We start from the raw sequence: 17666 nt of genomic DNA, 5'->3' as shown, positions 1-17666 counted from the left end.
TGACATATTGAGATAAAATGCTGCCATGGCGATAAAGAGCGTATCGACGCTGGTGCTCGACGGTCTAGCGATTTTCGAGTTCGGCGTGATCTGCGAGGTCTTCGGAATCGACCGCTCCGCCGACGGCGTGCCCAATTTCGACTTCAAGATCTGCGGACCCCAACCCGGCAGACCGGTCAGCACCTCCGTCGGGGCGACGATCACACCCGAACACGGCCTCGACGACCTCGTCGGCGCCGACCTCGTCGCGATCCCGGCGATCGGCGGATCGGAGTACCTGCCCGAGGCGCTGGCCGCCGTGGTGGCCGCCGCCGACGCCGGGTCGATCATCCTCACCGTGTGCTCGGGTGCGTTCGTCGCGGGTGCCGCGGGGCTGCTCGACGGCAGGCCCTGCACCACGCACTGGATGCACGCCGACGAACTCGCCCAGAAGTACCCCACCGCCAAAGTCGACCGCAACGTGTTGTTCGTCGACGACGGCAATCTGATCACCAGTGCGGGCACCGCGGCGGGAATCGACGCGTGCCTGCATCTGGTCCGACGCGAACTCGGCAGCGAGGTGACCAACAAGATCGCCCGCCGAATGGTGGTTCCGCCGCAACGCGACGGCGGTCAACGCCAGTACATCGACCAGCCGATCCCGGTGCGATGTTCGGAACGCTTTGCACCGCACCTCGATTGGATCCTGGGCAATCTGGACAAACCGCACACGGTCGCCACGTTGGCCGCCCGTGCGCACATGTCGGCGCGCACGTTCGCACGCCGATTCGTAGAAGAGACCGGTCGGACGCCGATGCAATGGGTCACCGATCAACGTGTCCTGTACGCGCGCACCCTGTTGGAGGAGACGGATCTCGATGTCGACCGGATCGCCGAACGCAGCGGCTTCGGCACCGCGACGCTGCTGCGCCACCACTTCCGCAGGATCATCGGAGTGACACCGTCGGACTACCGCCGCAGGTTCGCTTGTAACACAGAGGAATCCAACGGGGAATCGGCGGCCACCGCCTGAGCGCCTTCGCCGGCCAGCGCGAACCGGCCGTCGGCTGTCTGTTCGATGAGGCCGTCGACCAACAGCGAATCCAGTGCCCGGTCGCGTTGGGCGGTATCGGACAACCAAACCGCATCGAGCTGCCTGCGGGTGACCGGAGAGTCGTTGCCGCGCAATACATCCAACAGACGGCCGCGCACCTGCCGGTCGGTGCCCGCATAGCGCTGCGCGCGGCGCGCCGGCGCCGTCGACGGAGGGAAGCCGCGCGAACGCCACGCGCACACGTCCAGCGGGCACACCCCGCACCGCGGCGCCCGCGCGGTACACACCGTCGCGCCCAGCTCCATCAGTGCGATCGAAAACTTCGGCGCCAGTTCGTCGTCGGGAAGCAGAGCCTCCACGTCGGCGAGGTCACGCGGCGACGACGATGCCGGTGCGTCGGCCCGACCGTGCACCACCCTGGCGACGACGCGACGAACGTTGGTGTCGACGACCGGCACCCGTTGGTGGTAGGCGAAGCAGGCGATCGCGCGCGCCGTGTACGCGCCGACACCCGGCAGCGTCAACAGCGTCTCGACGTCGGACGGCACCACGTCGTCGTACTCGGCTGCGATCACCGTCGCGCACTCATGCAACCGCTTGGCGCGGCGCGGGTAGCCCAGCTTGCCCCACGCCCGCAACACGTCGGCGGCACCGGCCGCCGCGGTCGCCGACGGTGTGGGCCAACGCCGCACCCACGCAAGCCATATCGGCTCGACCCGGGCGACCGGCGTCTGTTGCAGCATGAACTCGCTGACCAGGATCTGCCACGGCGTGACCTCAGGTCTGCGCCAAGGTAGGTCGCGCTGCCCGCGGTCAAACCAATCGAGCAGCTGAGGCACAATGTCGGTCATGCCGAACACCAGCCCAGTGACCGCATGGAAAGCACTCAAAGAGGGTAACGAGCGCTTCGTCGCCGGTAAGCCCGTACATCCGAGCCAGAGCGTCGAACACCGCGCGAGCCTCGCCGCGGCGCAACACCCCACGGCGGTTGTGTTCGGGTGCGGGGACAGCCGGGTGGCGGCCGAACTCATCTTCGACCAGGGTCTGGGCGACATGTTCGTGGTCCGCACCGCCGGCCACGTCATCGACACCGCCGTGCTCGGTTCCATCGAGTTCGCGGTCTCGGTGCTCAACGTGCCGCTCATCGCTGTACTCGGTCACGACAGCTGCGGCGCCGTGAAAGCAACGATTTCCGCGCTCGACGACGGCGTGGTGCCCGGCGGCTATGTTCGTGACATCGTCGAGCGGGTCACGCCGTCGATCCTCGCGGGCCGGCGTGAGGGATTGACCAGGGTCGACGAGTTCGAGGCGCGACACGTGACGGAGACCGGAACGCAGTTGATGGCCCGTTCCACGGCCATCGCCGAACGGGTCGCGGCGGGTGACCTGGCGATCGTCGGGCTGACCTATCACCTGGCCGACGGTCGGGTGGCGCTGCGGAACCACTTGGGCGACATCGGCGAAGCCTAAGCGGCGACACGCCGGGTCACCTCGGGCGATAAGACGTGACCTGGCCTTACCTTGAACTTGTGCTGGATCTGGAACCGCATGGCCCGCTACCGACGCAGATTTACTGGCGTCGCAGGGCACTCGCGCTGGGCATAGCGGTACTCGTGATCGGCGTGATCGCGGCCATCGTGGTCGTGGTCGTGAAGAGCGCCGGGGGCACCGACAGCGAGAACGCGGAGAAGTCTGCGTCCACCGCGGCGGCCGCGCCAACCCCGCTGCCGGGGGAGAATCCCGAAGTCAAGACGCCGGTGATGCCGCCGGCGCAGGACGCGCCGCCCCCGACGGCGACGCCGACCGCGGCCGTGGTGCCGCCGCCGCTCCTCAACGAGGGCGACGATTGCCCTGATTCGACGCTCGCCGTCAAGGGCATCACCAACCAACCGCAGTACGTCGTGGGTGATCAGCCGAAGTTCACGATGGTCGTCACCAACATCGGGCTGGTCGGCTGCAAACGCGACGTCGGCGCCGCGGTGCTGGCGGCCTACGTGTACTCGCTGGACAACACCCGGCTCTGGTCCAACCTCGACTGTGCGCCGTCGAACGAAACGCTGGTCAAGGCATTTCAGCCCGGCGAGCAGGTGACGACGGAGGTCACCTGGACGGGCATGGGCTCCGCGCCGGGCTGCCCGCTGCCGCGGCAACCCATCGGACCAGGCACGTACAACCTGGTCGTGCAGTTGGGCAATCTGCGGTCGGCGACGGTGCCGTTCATCCTCGCCGCGCCCCAGTCGCCGGTGCACGGCAACGGTGCCGCGCCGCCGCCGGGACCCGCACCCGCACCCGCGGGCTGAGCCGCAGTAGACCTCTAGGCCAGCCGGTCGGCGATCGTCGACTCGGCCAACTGCGACAGGCCTTCCCGGATGTGGCGCGCCCACATCGAGCCGATGCCCTCGACCGACTGCAGATCGCCTGCGCTGGCCGCCAGCAGGCCCTGCAGCGAGCCGAACGACCGCACCAGCAGGTCGACGTGCGCGAACTGCAGGCGCGGAATCCCGGCCATCGCGCGGTAGCCGCGTGAGCTCATCGCCGAATCCTGCGCCTCGATCGTCGACGGATAGCCGAAAACCCTTGCCAGCGTGGTGAAGTCGAGCAGCTCGTTGTCGGAGAGGCCGTCGAGTTCCTCGAGCGTGGCGCTCACCTGCGCCGCCGACGGCGGGTCGGGATTCGCGTGGTAGTCGCGCACGATCAGCTCGCGGGCGGTGTCGTTGTCGCCCACCAGCTCCTCGAGTTGCAGCTTGAGCTGACGGCCGTCAGTGCCGAGTTCGACTACATACGAGTCGATTTCGAGGCTGATGCGACGAACCATCTCGAGCCGCTGCACCACGGTCATCACGTCGCGCAACGTCACGAAGTCTTCGATCTCGGCCGTCGAGAGCTGCCTGCTGACCTCGTCGAGGCGCGTCTTGTAACGCTCGAGGGTGTCGATGGTCTGGTTGGCGCGCGACAGGATGGTCGCCGAGTCGGGGATCACGTGACGTTCGCCGGCCACGTACACGGTCACGATGCTCATCGAATGGCTCACCGAGATCACCGGATAGCCGGTCTGGATCGCGGCGCGCTCGGCGGAGCGGTGCCGGGTCCCCGATTCCTCGGTGGGGATCGACGGATCGGGGACGAGTTGCACGTTGGCCCGCAGAATGCGGCTGCCGTCGCTGGAGAGCACCACGGCGCCGTCCATCTTGGACAGCTCGCGAAGCCGCGTCGGCGCATAGCGGACGTCGAGGGAGAACCCACCGTCGCAGATCGCCTCGACGCTGTCGTCGTAGCCGACCAGGATCAGCGCGCCGGTGCGCCCGCGCAGGATGCGCTCGAGACCGTCGCGCAGCGCGGTTCCGGGCGCCAGCCGGGCAATGGTCTCGCGCAGCGTCGGCCGGGCCAACGGCACTACGGTGCGGCCCGATCTGCCGCCCGCCTTCACGGCCATCGCCCCTCCCTAGGTTCGGCCGCCATTGCACTATCTTCGCTGATCTTTGCTGATTTCGCGTAAAACCCGCAACGCCGAACCGATGTCGTCGGCGGTGATCGCGCGCAGGCCCGCAGGAACGGACGTGACGCCCGGCGGTATCACCGCCGAGGTGAAGCCGAGCCGCGCCGCCTCGGCCAGTCGACGGTCCATGCACGTGACCCGGCGCAGGTCACCCGCCAGGCCGACCTCGCCGATCGCGACCGCCTCGGCCGGCATGGGCAGGTTCATCGTCGACGACGCGATGGCCACCGCGACCGCGAGATCCGTCGATGGATCGGTCAACCGCATCCCGCCCACAGTGGACAGGTAGATGTCGCGCGTGCCCACTGCCAGGCCCGCGTGCCTGTCGAGCACCGCGGTGATCATCGCAGCGCGTGACGCGTCGATACCGCTGACCGCCCGCCGCGGAGTCCCGTTCGCGGGTGGCCCGATCAGCGCCTGCACCTCACCGATCAAGGGACGCTTACCGTCGAGAGCGACCGTGATCGCGGTGCCCGCAACGGGTTTGGGGCGTTGGTCGCGGAACAGGGCCGAAGGGTCGGCGACCCCCTCTATTCCGTTGTCGTGCAACAGGAAGCAGCCCACCTCGTCGGCGGCGCCGAACCGGTTCTTGATACCGCGGACCATCCGCAGCGACGACGCGCGATCACCTTCGAAGTGCAGGACGACATCGACCAGGTGCTCCAGTGAGCGGGGCCCCGCGATCGCGCCGTCCTTGGTGACGTGACCGACGAGGATCATCGCGACGCCCCGGGATCGGGCGGCCTTGGCGTAGGACGTCAGCGCGGTGGTGACCGCCCGCACCTGGGTGACGCCGCCGGTGACACCGTCGGCCTCGGTGCTGGACATCGTCTGCACCGAGTCGACCACCACCAGGCTGGGCTGCACTTCGTCGATGTGCCCGAGCGCCGTCGCGAGGTCCGATTCGGCGGCCAGGTAGACCTCGTCGTGGGTGCATCCGGTGCGTTCGGCCCGCATCCGGATCTGGCCTGCGGACTCCTCACCCGAGAGGTACAGCGCGCGCCTACCGGCCGCGGCCCATCGGTGCGCGACCTCCAGCAGCAGCGTCGACTTGCCGACGCCGGGGTCGCCGGCCAGCAGCGTCACCGAGCCGGGAACCAGGCCGCCGCCGAGCACCCGGTCGAATTCGGTGACACCGGTGTGGAAGTGGCGGGTGCGGCCGGGATCGATGGAGGTGATCGGCACGGCCGGGGAGGAGGGTGCGACCGAACGTCGCGCGCCCGCTCCGGCCACGGCGGAGAGGACGGCTACCTCGTCGACCGTGCCCCAGGTGCCGCACTCCGGGCAGCGACCGACCCACTTGAGGGTGATGTGGTGGCATTCGGAGCAGCGGTACTGCGAACGAGCATTGACGCCACCTTTGGCCACGCTGTGACGGTAACCGGCGCCGCCGACAGAAACCGACAGAAACTCAGTGCTGAGCCGCCGTGTCGCCGACTTCGCTCAGTGCCCGCCGCCGTGACCGCCGGCCGTGTCGCCCGCTTCGGAAGCGTCCACACGCCGCGGCGCCTCGCCCGCCGAGATCGGCACCGGCACGGTGGTTTCGCCGGCCTTCTGGAACTTGAACGTGAAGTCGTACGTCAGCCCGTTGGTGATCGGCTTGGACAACGTCACCTTCGCCTCGGCGGCTTCGGCCGCCTCGACGCTCTCCAATGGGGTGATCTGTCCGTCGGGCGCGCCGACGGTGAGCGCGCCGCCGGCCGGCAGCGTGGTGTCACCGGTCAGTGTCACCTTGCCGATGTCGGAGGTGACCGAAACCAGCTTGTCCGCCGTGTCGGGCGAGGCGTTGGACGCCTGGAAGATCAGCTCCACCTCTTTGCCCGGCTGGACGTAATCGCTCACTTGCTCGGCCCGCAGGTGCACGTTGCGCAACGCGATCGCGCCGAGGTCGGCGCTGGTGCCGTTGACGGCCGGTTCCTGCAACGTCATCTGCGAAACCTGACCGGAACTGCAGCCAACGAGTGCGACGGCGGCAGCCAGCCCACAGGCGGCCAGTTTGAAGCGGTCCACTCTTGCCTCCTGCTCGACCGTCGGGCGACCGATGCGTCCGGCCGCGGGGATTCGACTATGCACAGTAGTAGGTGCTCGCAGCGGGCGGTAGCTGAGGGCCGAGTGGGCGGGGAAAACTCTCGCCACAGCCACCCGTCAAGATCGGTAACTGCGTGTTCAGGGCTCTGCGGCGGCTACCGCCGGGGCGCCGACGAGACACCGATCAGAGCCCGGAGCCATGCATGGATTCGCCGTCGTGTCAACCCCTGGCGTTCTCCTGAGGTGCCCCTGACCTGCACCGTTGGTGCACCCCCGACTCGGCCCCGTGCTAGCATTGATGTGTGAAAGGGGCTCGAAACTGATGATTTTCAAGGTCGGAGACACCGTTGTTTATCCCCACCACGGTGCTGCGTTGATCGAAGCGATCGAAACCCGGACCATAAAAGGTGAGCAGAAGGAATACCTCGTCTTGAAGGTCGCCCAAGGCGACCTCACGGTTCGAGTGCCCGCCGAGAACGCAGAGTATGTCGGGGTGCGCGACGTCGTCGGACAGGAGGGCCTGGACAAGGTTTTCCAGGTGCTCCGCGCCCCCCATACCGAGGAGCCGACCAACTGGTCGCGGCGGTACAAGGCCAATCTCGAGAAGTTGGCTTCAGGTGACGTGAACAAGGTCGCCGAAGTCGTCCGCGACTTGTGGCGACGCGATCAGGAGCGTGGCCTGTCTGCGGGGGAGAAGCGGATGCTGGCCAAGGCGCGGCAGATCCTGGTGGGCGAGCTCGCGCTTGCCGAGAACACCGACGACGAGAAGGCCGCGACCATTCTCGACGAGGCACTCGCCGCCGCCTCCTGAAGGCTGCGTACTCGCTGATGTCGGCGGCGGGCCTGCCCCGAGTCGGGCTCGGCACCGACGTGCACCCCATCCAGGTCGGGCGGCCGTGCTGGTTGTTGTGCCTGCTGTTCGATGACGCCGACGGCTGCGCCGGCCATTCCGATGGCGATGTGGCGGCGCACGCCCTGTGCGATGCGCTTCTGTCGGCAGCCGGCCTCGGCGATCTCGGCGAAGTCTTCGGCACCGGCCGTGCCGAGTGGCGGGACGCCAGCGGCGCGGACATGTTGCGTCACGTCCGTCAGCTGGTCGCCGGGCAGGGTTTTCACATAGTCAACGCGGCCGTACAGGTCATCGGCAATCGGCCCAAGGTCGGCCCGCGGCGTGGCGAGGCGCAGGAACTTCTGTCCGGATTGCTCGACGCCCCGGTGTCGGTGAGCGCGACCACCACCGACGGGCTTGGCCTGACCGGCCGCGGCGAGGGTCTCGCCGCGATCGCGACCGCGTTGGTGGTGAAGCCCGAATAGGCCGGTAAGCTGGCCGGTCGTGAGTGGAGCGAACGGTCGGGAAGGGTGACCGAACTGCGGCTGTACGACACCATGACCGGTGCTGTACGCGATTTCGTCCCGGTCCGCCCCGGCCACGCTTCCGTTTACCTGTGTGGGGCCACCGTGCAGGGGCTGCCACACATCGGACACGTTCGCAGCGGCGTCGCATTCGACGTGCTGCGGCGCTGGCTACTGGCCAGGGGCTACGACGTCGCGTTCATTCGCAACGTCACCGACATCGACGACAAGATCCTCAACAAGGCAGCCGATGCGGGCAGGCCGTGGTGGGAGTGGGCCGCCACCTATGAGCGCGCGTTCTCGGCCGCGTACGACGCGCTCGGCGTGCTGCCACCGTCCGCCGAACCGCGCGCCACCGGTCACATCACCCAGATGGTCGAGTTGATCGAGCGGTTGATCGAACGCGGGCACGCATACGCCAGCGGCGGTGACGTGTACTTCGACGTGCTCGGCATGCCGGGCTACGGGAAGCTGTCCGGCCACCGGATCGATGACGTGCATCAGGGTGAGGGCGTCGCGACCGGCAAGCGCGACGACCGCGACTTCACGTTGTGGAAGGGCGCCAAACCCGGTGAACCGTCCTGGCCGACGCCGTGGGGCCGCGGCAGGCCGGGCTGGCACACCGAATGCGTCGCGATGTGCGAGGCGTACCTCGGCGCCGAGTTCGACATTCACGCCGGCGGGATGGATCTGGTGTTCCCGCACCACGAGAACGAGATAGCCCAGGCCGAAGCCGCCGGCGACCCGTTCGCGCGGTACTGGTTGCACAACGGCTGGGTCACCGTGGGCGGCGAGAAGATGAGCAAGTCGCTGGGCAACGTGCTCGCGATTCCCGCTGTGCTGCAACGGGTCCGGGCCTCGGAACTGCGGTACTACCTGGGTAGCGCGCACTACCGGTCGATGCTCGAGTTCTCCGAGACGGCGCTGCAGGACGCGGCGAAGGCATACACGGGGATCGAGGACTTTCTGCACCGTGTGCGCAACCGCGTGGGTGCGGTGGTGCCCGGCGAATGGACGCCGAAATTCGCCGCGGCGCTCGACGACGACCTGGCGGTGCCGATCGCGCTGGCCGAGGTACACGCCGCCCGCGCCGAGGGCAATCGCGCCCTCGACGTCGGCGACCACGAGACCGCGTTGGGCCACGCGATGTCGATCCGCGCGATGATGGGCATTCTCGGCGCCGACCCACTCGACGAGCGCTGGGAATCCAAGGACGAGACGTCGGCCGCGTTGGCCGCGGTCGACGTGCTGGTGCAGGCGGAAGTGAAGCGCCGCGAGGACGCCCGGGCCCGGCGGGACTGGGCCGAGGCCGACGCGATCCGAGACCGCCTCAAGGAAGCGGGCATCGAGGTCACCGACACCGCCGACGGCCCGCAGTGGACGCTGCTCGACGGGTACACCAAGTAGATGGCGGGCAATTCTCGGCGCAGGGGGGCGGTCCGCAAGCCGGGCACCAAGAAGGGGCCGACGGTCGGGTCGGGCGGTGTGCGGCGACGGGGGCTCGAGGGTCGCGGCGCCACCCCGCCCGCGCATATGCGCCCGAATCATCCGGCCGCAAAGCGCGCGGCCAAGGCGGCAAAGTCGCAGGGGCGGCGGCAGGGCAAGAAGACCGACGACACCGAAATCGTGCTGGGCCGCAATCCGGTGCTGGAGTGCCTGCGGGCCGATGTGCCGGCCACGGCGCTGTATGTCGCGCTGGGCGCGGACGCCGACGAACGGCTCACCGAGGCCGTGCAGATCGCGGCCGATGCGGGCATCTCGATTCTCGAGGTGCCGCGCCACGATCTCGACCGGATCGCCACCAACGGCTTGCATCAGGGTGTGGCGCTTCAGGTTCCGCCCTACTCGTACGCGCACCCCGACGACTTGCTCGCGTCGGCGAGAACGGCCGGTTCGCCGGCCCTGCTGGTGGCTCTGGACAACATCTCGGATCCCCGCAACCTCGGCGCGATCGTGCGATCGGTGGCAGCATTCGGCGGCCACGGTGTATTGATCCCGCAACGCCGGTCGGCGTCGGTGACCGCGGTGGCGTGGCGCACCAGCGCAGGTGCCGCGGCGCGATTGCCGGTTGCCCGCGCGACGAATCTCACTCGCACACTGAAGAGTTGGGCCGACGCCGGCTTACAGGTTGTCGGGTTGGACGCCGGCGGGGACACCACCGTCGACGAACTCGACGGGTCGGGGCCGATCGTCGTGGTGGTCGGTTCCGAGGGCAAGGGGCTGTCGCGGCTGGTGCGGGAGACCTGTGACGCCGTGGTGTCCATCCCGATGGCGGGACCCACCGAGTCGTTGAACGCGTCGGTGGCCGCGGGCGTGGTACTCGCCGAGATCGCCCGTCAACGCCGTCCGGTCTGAGCGCGAGCAGTCGCAAAGTGCCCTATTCCGAGGGCATTTCGGAGCACTTGGCGTCTGCTCGCGGAAAACGGATCAGATCCACGGATCGGCGGGCTGCCAGAGCGTGGGCAGGTGCAGCGCGACGCCGTCCTCGTCGGCCAACCGCGACAACACCCGCATCGAAACATCAAGGTCGTCGGCGGCGTAGGGCAGTGCGCGCAGCGGTTCGTGCAGCGGACGGAAGAAGTCGTCCCAGTGGATGAGCACCACGCGGCGCGCGTGCACCGTCCGCACGGTCTCCTGCCAGTAGTCGACGAGATATCGCTCGTGTTGTAACCCGAGCTGACCGACACCGAGATACACCACGTCGGCGCGCAGCCCTGCCAGCGCGCCGGGGACGAACCCCGCGCTGCCGATCACCAGCAGGCGTCGGTCCGACGGACGGTGGTGAACCAGCGTGGACCACGCCTCGCCACATCGGTATGCCGACGCCTTGACCGGTGGGATGACCGGTCGGGCGATGACACCGGGGAACCGGTCGGGTGGACAGTGATCACCCTCGATGAGCGTGACGTCGTAGGCGCCGAGCCGGACGGCCTCCCCGGCGGTGACGACGACCAGGCGGTCCTCCGGCAGCCCGTGGCCGCGGCCCACCTGGGCAGCCGACTTTCCGCCCACGATGCTCGCACCGGTCCGTTCGGCGACCACCGCGCTGTCCATCGCGTGGTCGTAGTGAGTGTGAACCGGTAGGACGGCTTGCAACCGGTCGATGCGTAGGCGGGTCAGGCAGCCGTCGATGCGCGGTTCTGACGGCGCGAGCCGCCGCAGCGCAACTTCGCCGAGTCCGGGCCGCGAGAAGAACCCGTCGGTCAGCACGGCCGAATCGCCGTCGTCGATCAGCAGCGTCGTGACACCTGCCCAGGTCACTGTCAGCGGGGCGTCCGGCGCTGCGATTGGGACGTCGAAGTAGTTCGCATAGTCCGTCAGGTCCGGCCTGCCCAGCTTGAGGCGCATAGCGCCAACTCTAGGTGCGGTCCTCGCCGTCGAAGGACGTCGCGCCCATGTCACTCGCCAGTTCCGCGCCGGTATCGCAGGGATCCTCGTGCCAATCCCCGAACGGGTCTGGGTAGCTGGGCCATTCGCCGGGGCGCGACCATTCCTCGTCGGTCAGCAGCGCGGTGCGCAACGCATCGACGATCTCCTCCGGTTCCGCACCACACACCAGCACGGTGATCGACACGTGCCGGTCACCGAGGCGGTCGTCCCAGTCGGCCGCGGCTAGCGCCACGCGGTGCGGGTCGGCGTAGACCTGTTCCCCGGCACTCATCGCCGCCAGCCACCGACCCGCGTATTCGAACCGCATTCCGCCGCCGGCCGATTCCAGCCACATGACGTCGTCGAAGCGGTTGGCCAACCACAGCCTGCCCCGGGTGCGCACCACGCCGTCCAGCAGCACGTCGAGCGCGGCGTGCAGGCGCTCCGGATGAAACGGGCGCCGCGCAGAGAAGAGCAACAAGCCGACGTCGCCGTCGGCATCCAGGGACGGTTGGCCCGCGAGCAGTGGACCGTGAGGACTGTCGCTGCGCCCGCGCCTGCTCTCGGGCTCGAGATTGGCCAGCGCGACTTCAACCCGTCCAGCCCCGACGGTCAGGCGCGCTCGAGGGGCCAACCGCCGCAACACCTTCAGCGTCTGGGCGTGCGGTTCGCTGAGTACCAACGCGTCGGCGAACTCGGCCTGCGCCACCACCACCTGTGCCACTGTCCGGCCGTCGTCGAGGTAGTCCTCACCGACAGCCTGCTCCAGCCAGCCGCGGGCATCGACACACGTCACCACGGCGTGGATGCACACATCGCGCGCCGCCGGCCCGTCGACGTAGCCGGGGCCAACCCGCACACGGACATTCTCGATCGCCCAGCAGACCGGCTCCGGTTCCAGCCACGGCATCAGGTGCACCGCAATGCGATTCACGTCCGCACGCCGATGGAGCCGGCGCAGGAGGACGAGGAGGTCGTTGCGCACCGTGCATGCGACACAACCGCGGACCAACTCCAGCGGCCACTCTGACGTTTGCCCGCCGGTGGTCACGCTGCGCACCACCACCTGACCGTCGTAGGTGTGACGGACCACCACCGCGCCGGACGCGCCGGCCAACACCTCGGCGACACCGTCGGCATCGCCTTGACCGCAGATCAGCACCACTGGAGTGCGCACTCGACCTCCCCTGAGTTGAAAATGATTGTCATTAACGTTAGCGTACCCAGCCGAGGAGGAACATGTCCGCGCACTGTCAGGTCACCGGCCGAGCACCCGGCTTCGGCAATTCCGTATCGCATTCGCACCGGCGGAACCCGCGTCGCTGGAACCCGAACATCCAGACCAAGCGGTACTACCTCCGGTCCGAGGGCCGCCGAATCACACTGCGAGTCAGTGCCAAGGGAATCAAGGTCATCGACCGCGACGGCATCGAGGCCGTGGTCGTCCGGTTACGCAAGCAAGGGCAGAGAATCTGATGGCGCGCAACGATATCCGGCCCATCGTCAAACTGCGGTCGACGGCCGGTACCGGCTATACGTATGTCACGCGCAAGAATCGGCGCAACGACCCCGATCGCTTGGTGTTGCGCAAGTACGACCCGGTGGTCCGGCGCCACGTCGACTTTCGCGAGGAGCGCTGATGGCCACGGGAGCCGCCAACCGACTCTGGCAGTTGCGTGCGCGGTGCCGGGGATTGCCGACCGAGATCTTCTTCGCGTCAGATGCCGAGCGCGGTCAACGCCGGGTAATTCGCGAGGAACGAGCCAAGAAAGTCTGTCGCGGGTGTCCCGTGCAACGCGACTGCCTGCGGTACGCCCTGACCAATGTGGAGACCTGGGGCATCTGGGGCGCGACGACGCCGCGGGAGCGGCAGCGGCTCGCCGTATCTCGCCAGGTTGATCGGAAGAGCGCCGGCTGACCACTGTGTGGCAGGATCGATGCCGACAGGCGACCGTGACCCCGAGGAAGCCGGTGTGAATCCGGCGCGGTCCCGCCACTGTGATCGGCGCGGTCTTTCCGACGCGCCGGGAGCCAGATACTCCTCGCGGTCGCCTCCTCACCACAACTGGGGCGGATTTCCCCGGCGAGGACGGCCTCGGCATACCGAGCGCGCTTCCCGTCGCGTCCGCCCATGACGGGAGGTACGGAGAATGGCGGCGCGTCGATACCTTGCCACGGCGGCGATCTCGGCACTACTTGCCGCGGGATGCGGTACACCGGCACCACCATCGGACAACGCGGCCGGTGAAGCCTTGGCGGGATTTCCCGTCACCGTGACCAACTGCGGCATCACCACGACATATGAGCGTCCGCCGCGGCGGGCTGTCGCCCTGAATCAGCACGCGATCGAGACGATGTTGGCGCTGGGGCTGAAGGAATCCATGGTCGGGACCGCGTTCCTGGACGACCAGATCCTGCCGGAGTACAAGGATGCCTATGACTCGATTCCGGTGATCGCCGACGAGTACCCGTCGTTCGAGACGCTGCTTGCCGCCGAGCCCGACTTCGTCTACGGAGGGTGGGCAAGCGCATTCGACGACAAGGAAGGGCGCGGACGAGAGCGACTGATCGAGGTGGGCATCGACACCCATCTCAACACCGAGAACTGCACCTCCGGGCCGATGACGGCGTCCGCGGTGGACGATGAGATCCGAACGCTGGGAGAGATATTCGGTGTCAGAGAGCGAGCCGAACAGGAGATCGAACGTCAACGCCGCACCCTGCAGGACAGTCGTGATCAAATCCACGGTGTCGCGCCGATTGATGTCGCGGTCTATGACAGCGGCGAGACGACGGTGTTCACTTCCGGCGGGAAAGGTATCGGCAACCAGATTATCGAGTCGGCGGGCGGGCGGAACCTGTTCGCCGACGTGCCGAAGGTGTGGGCCGACGTGTCGTTCGAACAGTTCGCCGAGCGGGCGCCTGACGTCATCCTGATCTACGACTATGGCGACCAGTCGGTCGAGCAGAAGAAGAGGTTTCTGCTGGAGAACCCGGTGCTACAGCGAGTGCCGGCGATTCGTGACCAGCGCTTCGCGGTGCTGCCGCTGTCGTCGATCACCGCCGGTGTCCGTGTCGGGCGCGCGGTGAAATCACTTGCCGAACAGCTACACCCGGGCCGAATCGGATGACGGCGGCCATCCTGGACCGACCGGCCTCGGCGGCACCGCCGGTTCGCGGACGGCTTCCATACAGTGTCGCGCTCACGCTGCTCGTGGTGTTGCTGTTGGTGTGCATGACCGCAGGGGTCACCATCGGGTCGGTGGCGATTCCTCCGGGGCAGGTGTGGCAAATCCTGCTGCACGAACTCAATCCGGTGTTCTTGGACGCGACATGGCCGCCGACACGTGCCTCGATCGTGCTCGATGCGCGGTTGCCCAGGGTCGTGCTGGCGGCGGTGGTTGGCGCCGGCTTGGCGACATGCGGGATGGCGTTGCAGGCGGTGGTGCGCAATCCACTGGCCGACCCGATGCTGCTGGGTGTCTCGTCGGGCGCGTCGGTGGGTGCGGTCTCGGTGCTGGTGGCCGGCGTCGGAGTCGGCCTGTTGGCGCTGCCGCTGGCCGCGTTCGCGGGAGCGCTGGCCGCGCTGGTCGCCGTCTACTTCCTGGCCCGGACGGGCGGTCGGATGACGACGATGCGGTTGATACTCGCCGGGGTCGCGGTAGCCGAGGTGCTCTCGGCCGCTTCGAGTTTGCTGATCGTCACGTCCGATGACCCGCACAAGGCCCAGTCCGCGGTGCGTTGGATGCTCGGCGGTCTGGGTGGGGCGACCTGGGCGATGGTGTGGATACCGGCGATTGTTGTGGCAATCGGTGTGACGGCGCTGTTGGCGGTGACCCGGTCGCTGAACCTGTTGTACGGCGGTGAAGAGGCCGCGACAGCGCTGGGTTTGGACGTACACCGGTTCCGCGCAGCGATGTTCGTCGTGGTCGCGTTGATGGTGGGCGCGATGGTCGCTGTCAGCGGTGCGATCGGCTTCGTCGGTTTGATCATGCCGCACATCGTGCGCATGCTTGTCGGCGCCGACCACCGTCGCGCGTTGCCCGCGGCCGCGCTGCTCGGCGCCTCGTTTCTCATCGTGTGCGACATCACCGCGCGCACGGTCGCCGCGCCGGAGGAGTTGCCGGTCGGAATTCTCACCGCGCTCGTCGGTGGCCCGTACTTCCTCTGGTTGATGCGACGCAAGGCACCGGCATGACCGGCCGGATTCACATCGATGACGTCACTGTGACGGTCGGACGTAAAGCGTTGATCAGCAACGTTTCCCTGCATGTCGGCGCCGGCGAGATGGTGGGCGTCGTCGGGCCGAACGGTGCAGGCAAGACCACGCTGCTGCGCACGCTGTACCGTGCCCAGCGACCGAGGTCGGGCCGCGTGTTGATCGACGGCGAAGACGTCTGGCGGATGCCTGCCAAGCGAGCGGCACGACGGTTGGCGGCGGTACTTCAGGACACGGCTGGCGATTTCGAGCTCACCGTGTTCGACGTCGTCGCCATGGGGCGGACGCCGTACAAGCGCGCGTTCGAAGGCGACAACTTCGACGACCGTCGGATCATCGCTGAGGCGCTTGACGCCGTCGACGTATCGGCGTTGGCCCACGAGCCGTTCGACCGACTCTCGGGCGGACAGAAGCAACGTGTGTTGATCGCGCGGGCGCTCGCACAACGCACCGACACGATCGTGCTGGACGAGCCGACCAACCATCTCGATCTGCGTCACCAGCATGATGCGCTGCACCTGCTCCGGACGACGGGCGCCACCGTCATTGCCGCGCTGCACGACCTGAATCTCGCTGCGGCATACTGCGACCGGATCTGCGCCCTGGATCATGGCAGTGTCGTTGCGACCGGTACCCCGGCCGAGGTCCTGACGGTCGAAATGCTGGCGGATGTCTACGGCGTCGATACCCGGGTCGACATCGATGAGGACACCAACCTGTTGCGGGTCAACGTGACTCCGAAGGTGCAGGCCCGGTGAGGATCAGCACGGAACTCTCCGAGGTCGCACGATACGGCGGATTCTTCGCGATCGCCGTTGGGGGCGATGATCGAGGCTGGCGTCCAGTCGAAGAGTGTTATGCCGACGGCTACGCGGACCTGATCGATGCGACGTGCCGGAGGTACCGCACGACCGACCGTCGTGTCAGCGCGTCGCTTGTCCAGATGAGTCACGCGTCGAGGTTGTGGTCGCCCGTCCTCGCGTGCGCCGTCGCGCACGGCGTGGTGCCGGACCTCATCGGCTTACAGCGCGCCAATGACAGCGCGGCGCTGAGAATTTCTGTGCCCGAAGGCTCGCGGGCTGACGCGCAGTTGGCGAACGCGCTCTACCGCATCGTCGTCGAAGGGCACTTGGAGCGGCTCGCCGACGGACTGCGTGTCAAGGTCGCGCCCCCGCTGCTCTACGGCAACATCGCGTCCGCGTTGGTCGCCGCGACCCGCGCGTTGTATTCCCTCCGGCCGCAGCTCCGCGGCGACGCCACCCGCCTGGCTCGGTCGTTGTTGGAGACGGGACGCCTCGCGGGATCCGGAACGGTCAAACACAACTTGGCTTTTCGCCGCCGCAGCTGCTGCCTTTACTACCGCATCGGTGACGGGTCGAAATGTTCGGACTGTGCGCTACGACGACTCAGTTGAAGGGGCCGATCTCGACGCCCTCGGCCAGCAGCCGTTCCCGCACTGCCGTCGCGATCTGCACGGCACCCGGCGAATCACCGTGCACACAAATCGATTTGACCGCGATCGGAATCGTCGACCCGTCGACCGCGGCGACCCTGCCCGCGCTCACCATCGAGGCGACCCGGTCGGCGATCTCCGCAGTGTCATGCAGGACCGCGTTACGCTCGCGCCGCGACACCAGTTGACCGTCCGGGCGATAGGACCGGTCGGCGAAGGCCTCGGGCACTGTCTGCAGCCCGAGTTGTTCGGCTTCGCGGAAGAACGCCGAACCCGCGAGCCCGAGAACCGGCAGGGTCGCGTCGACGGCATGCACCGCCGCGGCGACCGCGTGCGCCTGGTCCCGGTTGGAGACGATCGCGTTGTACAGCGCCCCATGGGGTTTGACGTAGCTGACGGTCGACCCGGCGACTTCGGCAAGCGCTCGCAGCGCTCCGATCTGGTAGATCACCTCGGCCGTCAACTCGTCGGGCGGCACGTCGATGAAGCGACGGCCGAACCCGGCGAGATCCCGATAGCTCACCTGCGCGCCGATGCGCACGCCGCGTTCGGCCGCGGCGCGGCACGTCCGCAGCAGCAGGGCGGGATCACCGGCATGGAAGCCGCACGCCACGTTGGCACTGGTGACGGTGTCGAGCATGGCCTCGTCATCGCCGAGGTGCCACACTCCGAAGCCCTCGCCGAGGTCGGCATTGAGGTCGATCCTCATTCAACA

General features: G+C 67.8%; 21 protein-coding genes and 1 riboswitch. Of the genes, 14 read left to right on the top strand and 7 right to left on the bottom strand.

The window, feature by feature from the left end; all coding sequences use genetic code 11:
* Positions 1 to 25: 25 nt before the first annotated feature.
* Entirely contained in the window at positions 26 to 1012 is a 987-nt protein-coding gene (locus AU185_RS23985; RefSeq protein ID WP_059157016.1) for a GlxA family transcriptional regulator, read from the top strand.
* Here the strand turns inward: AU185_RS23985 and AU185_RS23980 are convergent.
* The gene (locus AU185_RS23980) at positions 949 to 1884 is read right to left on the bottom strand and encodes an HhH-GPD family protein (RefSeq protein ID WP_059101669.1); all 936 of its coding nucleotides are present in this window, start codon (positions 1882 to 1884) and stop codon (positions 949 to 951) included. The two genes, AU185_RS23985 and AU185_RS23980, sit on opposite strands and share 64 nt — an antisense overlap.
* On the opposite strand from AU185_RS23980, the gene AU185_RS23975 reads away from it, so the two are divergent.
* Entirely contained in the window at positions 1883 to 2503 is a 621-nt protein-coding gene (locus AU185_RS23975) for a carbonic anhydrase (protein WP_059101668.1), read from the top strand. The two genes, AU185_RS23980 and AU185_RS23975, sit on opposite strands and share 2 nt — an antisense overlap.
* A 59-nt stretch (positions 2504 to 2562) precedes the next feature.
* Complete coding sequence (locus AU185_RS23970) at positions 2563 to 3333, top strand: hypothetical protein (protein ID WP_059101667.1); 771 nt, start codon at positions 2563 to 2565, stop codon at positions 3331 to 3333.
* Positions 3334 to 3347: 14 nt separating this feature from the next.
* Here the strand turns inward: AU185_RS23970 and disA are convergent, their stop codons facing one another.
* The 3 genes from disA to AU185_RS23955 all read right to left on the bottom strand — a co-directional run bounded on the left by disA (position 3348) and on the right by AU185_RS23955 (position 6539).
* Entirely contained in the window at positions 3348 to 4466 is a 1119-nt protein-coding gene (disA, locus tag AU185_RS23965; protein WP_059101666.1) for a DNA integrity scanning diadenylate cyclase DisA, read from the bottom strand.
* A 30-nt stretch (positions 4467 to 4496) separates the two neighbouring features.
* The gene (gene radA, locus AU185_RS23960) at positions 4497 to 5897 is read right to left on the bottom strand and encodes a DNA repair protein RadA (RefSeq protein ID WP_059101665.1); all 1401 of its coding nucleotides are present in this window, start codon (positions 5895 to 5897) and stop codon (positions 4497 to 4499) included.
* 75 nt (positions 5898 to 5972) lie between these two features.
* Positions 5973 to 6539, bottom strand: coding sequence for a copper chaperone PCu(A)C domain-containing protein (locus tag AU185_RS23955; protein ID WP_059101664.1), 567 nt, complete (start codon positions 6537 to 6539; stop codon positions 5973 to 5975).
* A gap of 340 nt (positions 6540 to 6879) precedes the next feature.
* Between AU185_RS23955 and carD the strand changes: the two genes are divergently transcribed.
* From carD to rlmB, 4 genes are read left to right on the top strand one after another with little or no spacing between them, the layout of a single operon-like run.
* Positions 6880 to 7368 (top strand): RNA polymerase-binding transcription factor CarD, encoded by a 489-nt coding sequence (gene carD, locus AU185_RS23950; RefSeq protein WP_003888533.1) that lies wholly within the window; start codon positions 6880 to 6882, stop codon positions 7366 to 7368.
* 17 nt (positions 7369 to 7385) lie between these two features.
* Positions 7386 to 7871 carry a 2-C-methyl-D-erythritol 2,4-cyclodiphosphate synthase gene (gene ispF / locus AU185_RS23945; protein WP_059101663.1) on the top strand — a complete coding sequence of 162 codons (486 nt, stop codon included), beginning with the start codon at positions 7386 to 7388 and terminating at the stop codon, positions 7869 to 7871.
* Positions 7872 to 7916: 45 nt separating this feature from the next.
* Positions 7917 to 9317, top strand: a complete 1401-nt coding sequence (gene cysS / locus AU185_RS23940; protein WP_059101662.1) for a cysteine--tRNA ligase — start codon at positions 7917 to 7919, stop codon at positions 9315 to 9317.
* Complete coding sequence (gene rlmB, locus AU185_RS23935) at positions 9318 to 10265, top strand: 23S rRNA (guanosine(2251)-2'-O)-methyltransferase RlmB (RefSeq protein WP_059101661.1); 948 nt, start codon at positions 9318 to 9320, stop codon at positions 10263 to 10265.
* Positions 10266 to 10337: 72 nt separating this feature from the next.
* Here rlmB and AU185_RS23930 read toward each other — a convergent pair whose 3' ends face one another.
* On the bottom strand, positions 10338 to 11258 hold the full coding sequence (locus tag AU185_RS23930) for an MBL fold metallo-hydrolase (RefSeq protein WP_059101660.1): 921 nt from the start codon (positions 11256 to 11258) through the stop codon (positions 10338 to 10340).
* A 10-nt stretch (positions 11259 to 11268) separates the two neighbouring features.
* On the bottom strand, positions 11269 to 12456 hold the full coding sequence (mrf, locus tag AU185_RS23925; protein WP_059101659.1) for a ribosome hibernation factor-recruiting GTPase MRF: 1188 nt from the start codon (positions 12454 to 12456) through the stop codon (positions 11269 to 11271).
* 62 nt (positions 12457 to 12518) lie between these two features.
* On the opposite strand from mrf, the gene rpmB reads away from it, so the two are divergent.
* From rpmB to AU185_RS23890, 7 genes are all read left to right on the top strand, one after another.
* Positions 12519 to 12755 carry a 50S ribosomal protein L28 gene (gene rpmB, locus AU185_RS23920; protein ID WP_059101658.1) on the top strand — a complete coding sequence of 79 codons (237 nt, stop codon included), beginning with the start codon at positions 12519 to 12521 and terminating at the stop codon, positions 12753 to 12755.
* Complete coding sequence (gene rpmG, locus AU185_RS23915) at positions 12755 to 12919, top strand: 50S ribosomal protein L33 (protein WP_059101657.1); 165 nt, start codon at positions 12755 to 12757, stop codon at positions 12917 to 12919. Before rpmB ends, rpmG begins: the two co-directional genes overlap by 1 nt.
* Positions 12919 to 13197 (top strand): WhiB family transcriptional regulator, encoded by a 279-nt coding sequence (locus tag AU185_RS23910; protein WP_059101656.1) that lies wholly within the window; start codon positions 12919 to 12921, stop codon positions 13195 to 13197. The genes rpmG and AU185_RS23910 overlap by 1 nt, the downstream gene beginning before the upstream one ends.
* Before the next feature lie 19 nt (positions 13198 to 13216).
* Positions 13217 to 13340: riboswitch (cobalamin riboswitch) on the top strand.
* Positions 13341 to 13429: 89 nt separating this feature from the next.
* Positions 13430 to 14410 (top strand): ABC transporter substrate-binding protein, encoded by a 981-nt coding sequence (locus AU185_RS23905; protein ID WP_059101655.1) that lies wholly within the window; start codon positions 13430 to 13432, stop codon positions 14408 to 14410.
* Positions 14407 to 15477 carry a FecCD family ABC transporter permease gene (locus AU185_RS23900; protein ID WP_059101654.1) on the top strand — a complete coding sequence of 357 codons (1071 nt, stop codon included), beginning with the start codon at positions 14407 to 14409 and terminating at the stop codon, positions 15475 to 15477. Before AU185_RS23905 ends, AU185_RS23900 begins: the two co-directional genes overlap by 4 nt.
* Positions 15474 to 16256 (top strand): ABC transporter ATP-binding protein, encoded by a 783-nt coding sequence (locus AU185_RS23895; RefSeq protein WP_059101653.1) that lies wholly within the window; start codon positions 15474 to 15476, stop codon positions 16254 to 16256. The genes AU185_RS23900 and AU185_RS23895 overlap by 4 nt, the downstream gene beginning before the upstream one ends.
* Entirely contained in the window at positions 16253 to 16912 is a 660-nt protein-coding gene (locus AU185_RS23890; RefSeq protein WP_059101652.1) for a (2Fe-2S)-binding protein, read from the top strand. Before AU185_RS23895 ends, AU185_RS23890 begins: the two co-directional genes overlap by 4 nt.
* On the opposite strand, the gene AU185_RS23885 is transcribed toward AU185_RS23890, so the two are convergent.
* Positions 16905 to 17660 carry a LamB/YcsF family protein gene (locus tag AU185_RS23885; RefSeq protein WP_059101651.1) on the bottom strand — a complete coding sequence of 252 codons (756 nt, stop codon included), beginning with the start codon at positions 17658 to 17660 and terminating at the stop codon, positions 16905 to 16907. The two genes, AU185_RS23890 and AU185_RS23885, sit on opposite strands and share 8 nt — an antisense overlap.
* Between the last annotated feature and the right edge of the window lie 6 nt (positions 17661 to 17666).

The organism is Mycobacterium sp. GA-0227b (assembly GCF_001499855.1).
In the GTDB taxonomy this organism is placed as follows: Bacteria; Actinomycetota; Actinomycetes; order Mycobacteriales; family Mycobacteriaceae; genus Mycobacterium.
Note: the sequence above shows the minus strand (reverse complement) of the source record. Positions and strands in the feature narration are given on the sequence as shown.

Bases quoted from the DNA above. Each gene is read 5' to 3' on its own strand.
- AU185_RS23905 (WP_059101655.1), top strand. From the start codon at position 13,430: ATGGCGGCGCGTCGATACCTTGCCACGGCGGCGATCTCGGCACTACTT.
- AU185_RS23980 (WP_059101669.1), bottom strand. From the start codon at position 1,884: ATGACCGACATTGTGCCTCAGCTGCTCGATTGGTTTGACCGCGGGCAG.
- carD (WP_003888533.1), top strand. From the start codon at position 6,880: ATGATTTTCAAGGTCGGAGACACCGTTGTTTATCCCCACCACGGTGCT.
- AU185_RS23900 (WP_059101654.1), top strand. From the start codon at position 14,407: ATGACGGCGGCCATCCTGGACCGACCGGCCTCGGCGGCACCGCCGGTT.
- AU185_RS23930 (WP_059101660.1), bottom strand. From the start codon at position 11,258: ATGCGCCTCAAGCTGGGCAGGCCGGACCTGACGGACTATGCGAACTAC.
- rpmG (WP_059101657.1), top strand. From the start codon at position 12,755: ATGGCGCGCAACGATATCCGGCCCATCGTCAAACTGCGGTCGACGGCC.
- AU185_RS23885 (WP_059101651.1), bottom strand. From the start codon at position 17,660: ATGAGGATCGACCTCAATGCCGACCTCGGCGAGGGCTTCGGAGTGTGG.
- ispF (WP_059101663.1), top strand. From the start codon at position 7,386: ATGTCGGCGGCGGGCCTGCCCCGAGTCGGGCTCGGCACCGACGTGCAC.
- AU185_RS23895 (WP_059101653.1), top strand. From the start codon at position 15,474: ATGACCGGCCGGATTCACATCGATGACGTCACTGTGACGGTCGGACGT.
- disA (WP_059101666.1), bottom strand. From the start codon at position 4,466: ATGGCCGTGAAGGCGGGCGGCAGATCGGGCCGCACCGTAGTGCCGTTG.
- AU185_RS23985 (WP_059157016.1), top strand. From the start codon at position 26: ATGGCGATAAAGAGCGTATCGACGCTGGTGCTCGACGGTCTAGCGATT.
- rlmB (WP_059101661.1), top strand. From the start codon at position 9,318: ATGGCGGGCAATTCTCGGCGCAGGGGGGCGGTCCGCAAGCCGGGCACC.
- rpmB (WP_059101658.1), top strand. From the start codon at position 12,519: ATGTCCGCGCACTGTCAGGTCACCGGCCGAGCACCCGGCTTCGGCAAT.
- AU185_RS23910 (WP_059101656.1), top strand. From the start codon at position 12,919: ATGGCCACGGGAGCCGCCAACCGACTCTGGCAGTTGCGTGCGCGGTGC.
- AU185_RS23975 (WP_059101668.1), top strand. From the start codon at position 1,883: ATGCCGAACACCAGCCCAGTGACCGCATGGAAAGCACTCAAAGAGGGT.